Origin of the sequence: Marivita sp., assembly GCF_020055635.1 — a bacterium.
Classification (GTDB): Bacteria; Pseudomonadota; Alphaproteobacteria; order Rhodobacterales; family Rhodobacteraceae; genus Marivita.
In genome coordinates this window covers 1-3,172 of the sequence record NZ_JAIPUT010000155.1, presented here as the reverse complement: position 1 = coordinate 3,172, position 3,172 = coordinate 1, and the positions used below count along the sequence as shown (strand labels likewise).

At 59.5% G+C, this 3,172-nt stretch carries 5 protein-coding genes; 3 read left to right on the top strand and 2 right to left on the bottom strand.

The features are described 5' to 3' along the window. A partial coding sequence (locus tag LCF60_RS23975; RefSeq protein WP_292295045.1) for a helix-turn-helix domain-containing protein occupies positions 1 to 411 on the bottom strand: 411 nt, incomplete at its 3' end. Positions 412 to 542: 131 nt separating this feature from the next. Next, complete coding sequence (locus tag LCF60_RS24710) at positions 543 to 857, bottom strand: DUF5372 family protein (RefSeq protein ID WP_363318461.1); 315 nt, start codon at positions 855 to 857, stop codon at positions 543 to 545. A gap of 44 nt (positions 858 to 901) precedes the next feature. Between LCF60_RS24710 and tnpB the strand changes: the two genes are divergently transcribed. The 3 genes from tnpB (at position 902) to LCF60_RS23965 (ending at position 3,014) form a co-directional block, all read left to right on the top strand. Continuing rightward, the gene (tnpB, locus tag LCF60_RS24705; RefSeq protein WP_363318460.1) at positions 902 to 1,060 is read left to right on the top strand and encodes an IS66 family insertion sequence element accessory protein TnpB; all 159 of its coding nucleotides are present in this window, start codon (positions 902 to 904) and stop codon (positions 1,058 to 1,060) included. 68 nt (positions 1,061 to 1,128) lie between these two features. Further along, on the top strand, positions 1,129 to 2,748 hold the full coding sequence (locus LCF60_RS23970; RefSeq protein ID WP_292295044.1) for an IS66 family transposase: 1,620 nt from the start codon (positions 1,129 to 1,131) through the stop codon (positions 2,746 to 2,748). Then, on the top strand, positions 2,745 to 3,014 hold the full coding sequence (locus LCF60_RS23965; protein WP_292295043.1) for a hypothetical protein: 270 nt from the start codon (positions 2,745 to 2,747) through the stop codon (positions 3,012 to 3,014). The genes LCF60_RS23970 and LCF60_RS23965 overlap by 4 nt, the downstream gene beginning before the upstream one ends. Positions 3,015 to 3,172: the final 158 nt, after the last annotated feature.

The following is a 3,172-nucleotide window of genomic DNA, read 5'->3' as shown; positions in this document are numbered from 1 at the left end:
GATATCGAGCTCTTGGCGGACCACTTTTGCCAGTTGCCGAGCGCGAACCGGCTCGCCCGGGATCAACCGTGCCTGCAGGAACGCCAAGACGTCCTCGTCGATCTTGTGGGGGCCGCGCGGGCCCGGCTTTGCCGACACCAGTCCGGCGATCCCGGCGGTGTCGAAGTTCGCCTTGGCCTGGTAGTAGGTCGGCCTTGAAACACCATACTCCTCGGAGACCTCTGTCACCGACACCTTGTCGACGGAGACGCGGCGCAGCATCTCGTATCTGACCTGCACGGCATCGTGCGGATCGAAAAACTCGCTCCCATGGAACTTCGGATCGCGCACCTTGCCAGGTGCTGGATTGAAGGTGCCCTCTTCGATGAGGGCATCGGCCTTTGAGCGCTTGCTGCCGTACTTCGCGGCCATAGTCGGTTCCGGGGGTGAGATATGACTTGGTAGTAATACTATTTACGCCGCATTTTGACGTCACGTCAAGGTCATACCACCACAGGATACCAGAATATATATTATTAATTAGGGTAACTTCCCTCATCTCGCTATCCATGCGGCGTAATCCCCCTTACATTAGCGGCATAGTTCTCTTTACACGCATCGGCGCCACTATCGACCGATTTGCCCGAGAGGCGACCGACCAGTTCGGCCAACGCAATCAGATCAGCAAACCGCAGGAGTGCAGTTCCACCGCCGATGACGACGTCCGGGTCTTCACTCGCAAGATCCGTCCATTGCGGGGGAACTGGCCAAACAGTGCCGTCGTCCGCCTGCAACAGAAGACGCTTGCCATGCCGGTTGCACCGCCTCCCGACACATAGCCTTCTCTGCGAAAACAACGGATGAAACGGATGCGTCACCCGAACTAACTGCTCACCTGCGTCAGTCAGACCTGCATTCCCTCGTGAGGTACAAGCACCTTGAGGGCGGCCAATTCCAGTGGCCCCGGCCAGCGGATGGGGTGATCAAGCTTACCCCTGCGCAGTTCTCGGCGCTGTTTGAAGGACTGGACTGGAAGGCGGTTCGGGCTGAGCGTCGGCGGCAGCCAAAGCTGGCAGGATAGCCTGCGGCAGGGTGACTCATGGCGGTGATTTTGGCGGTACGGACGAGCATGGTGATGTATGATTAGCCATGTCCGCCACTGCCCCCATCGATCCCGGATATGTCGCCGAATTGGAGCGGCGTCTTGCTGTCACCGAGGCCGAATTTGCTCGTGTCACAGAGCAAAACGCTTTGTTGGAAAGCTCGAATGCCGAGCTTACGGCGGCGAATGCGCGTCTGGAACGTATGCTGTCTGCGGCCAGGCACGCGCGGTTCGGGCCGAGTTCCGAGAAGGGCGACCCGGATCAATGCAACCTCTTCGCAGAAGACATCGAGGTCGCCGAGGGGCAGTTGGCAGCGGCGGGCGATGCTGCCGACAAGGCGCTGGGGAAAGCTTCACGAAAGCGCTCTTCAGCCAAGCGTAACAAGGGCAACCTGCCGGACCATCTCGAACGTGTTGAAGAGGTGATCGAACCCGACAGTACATTCTGCCCATGTGGGTGTGGCGAGATGGTGAAGGTCGGGGAAGACCGCACCCAACGCCTCGACGTCGTGCCCGCCCAGTTCCGCGTCCTTGTCACCGTGCGTCCCAAGTACATGTGCCGCACGTGTGATGGGAAATCCCACGCACAGGCACCGGCACCGGCACCGGAGTTTCTGGTCCCGCGCGGTCTGGGCACCAACCGGCTCGCCGTCCATTCCGTGATCGCGAAGTTTTGCGATCATCTTCCGTTTTACAGACAGGCCGAGATTTGGCGCCGGGACGGCATTGAGGTCGACCGCACCATGCTGGCCAATTGGGCCGGGCGCATCGCGTTCCACTTGGCCCCGATCATTGATGCCATGATTGACGAACTGAAAGCCAGCGACCGGCTTTTCGCGGATGAAACCACGGTACCTGTCCTGGCTCCGCGCACCGGCAAGACCCGCAAGGACTATCTTTGGGCTGTGGTTCGCGACCAGCGCGGGTGGGGCGGCGGCGACCCACCCATCGTGGTGTTCCAGCACTCGAGAAGTCGCAGCGCAGAGACTGCGAAGAAGATATTCACCGGCTTCAAGGGCGGCACCCTGACCGTGGATGGCTATGCCGGATACGATGCCCTGGGTGATCCGAAGAAGACAAACCAGCCGTGGGGCATCACCTACTGCTGGACCCATTGGCGACGTAGGTTCGTGGAATACAGCCGCACGACCTCTTCTCCAATTTGCACCGAGATGAAGGAACGTATCGGGCAGCTCTACCGGATCGAGACCGAGATCCGCGGCAAAGACCCCGACGTCCGGCGCGCCATCAGGCAAAAGCTCTCCAAGCCCATCGTGGACGCCTTGCGCCCGTGGCTGGAGGCGCAACTCGAGATGCTGCCCTCCAGCTCAGACCTCACGCGCCACATCAGATACGGCCTCAAACGATGGGACGGGCTGACCCGGTTCCTGGACGATGGACGCCTCGAAATGGATACGAACGCTGTCGAGAATGCGATCAGACCGGTTCCTCTCACGAGGAAAAATGCGCTCTTCGCAGGCAATGACGATGGCGCGGTCACATGGGCCCGCATGGCATCGCTGGTCGGCACCTGCAAACTGAACGGCATCAACCCGCAGGCCTATCTCGAACATGTCCTGGACAAGATACTGAATGGGCATATGCAGGAGGATATCCAATATCTCCTGCCATGGAACTTCAAACCAGACGGGGCGCGACATTCATGAGCAAGATCAAGGAAGCCGAGCGCAGCATCGAGGTGATCGCCGGGCAGATCAATGCGCAGCAGATGCTCATGGAAACCATCATCGTCGAAGCAATGCGCGCAAAAACCATCGATGAAGCAAACATCATGATGCTGCTAACCCAGGGCATGGACGCCTTTGAGAACAACCCAAACATGACAAAGCACGAGACCTTCGGCGCAATCGGCACCCTCACAAGCGTCTTGAACACGATCAAACGCGCGAAAGATGCCAAGCTGATAGACTGATCCATCCAGCTACTGTCAAGCCGCGAACCGATGGGTGATCAGCCCGCGCTTACAGCTCTTGCGCATTCCGGGCAAAAGCGATCTGGCCAAGGCCTTCCGCTATGGCCTCGCCCGGCAGGAAGCCTTCAGCCTGTTCCTGATCGACGGGCGTGTGGCCA

What these genes read in the sequence shown, in the direction of transcription:
- LCF60_RS23970 (WP_292295044.1), top strand. Translation starts at nt 1,129, where the DNA reads ATGTCCGCCACTGCCCCCATCGATCCCGGATATGTCGCCGAATTGGAG.
- LCF60_RS23965 (WP_292295043.1), top strand. Translation starts at nt 2,745, where the DNA reads ATGAGCAAGATCAAGGAAGCCGAGCGCAGCATCGAGGTGATCGCCGGG.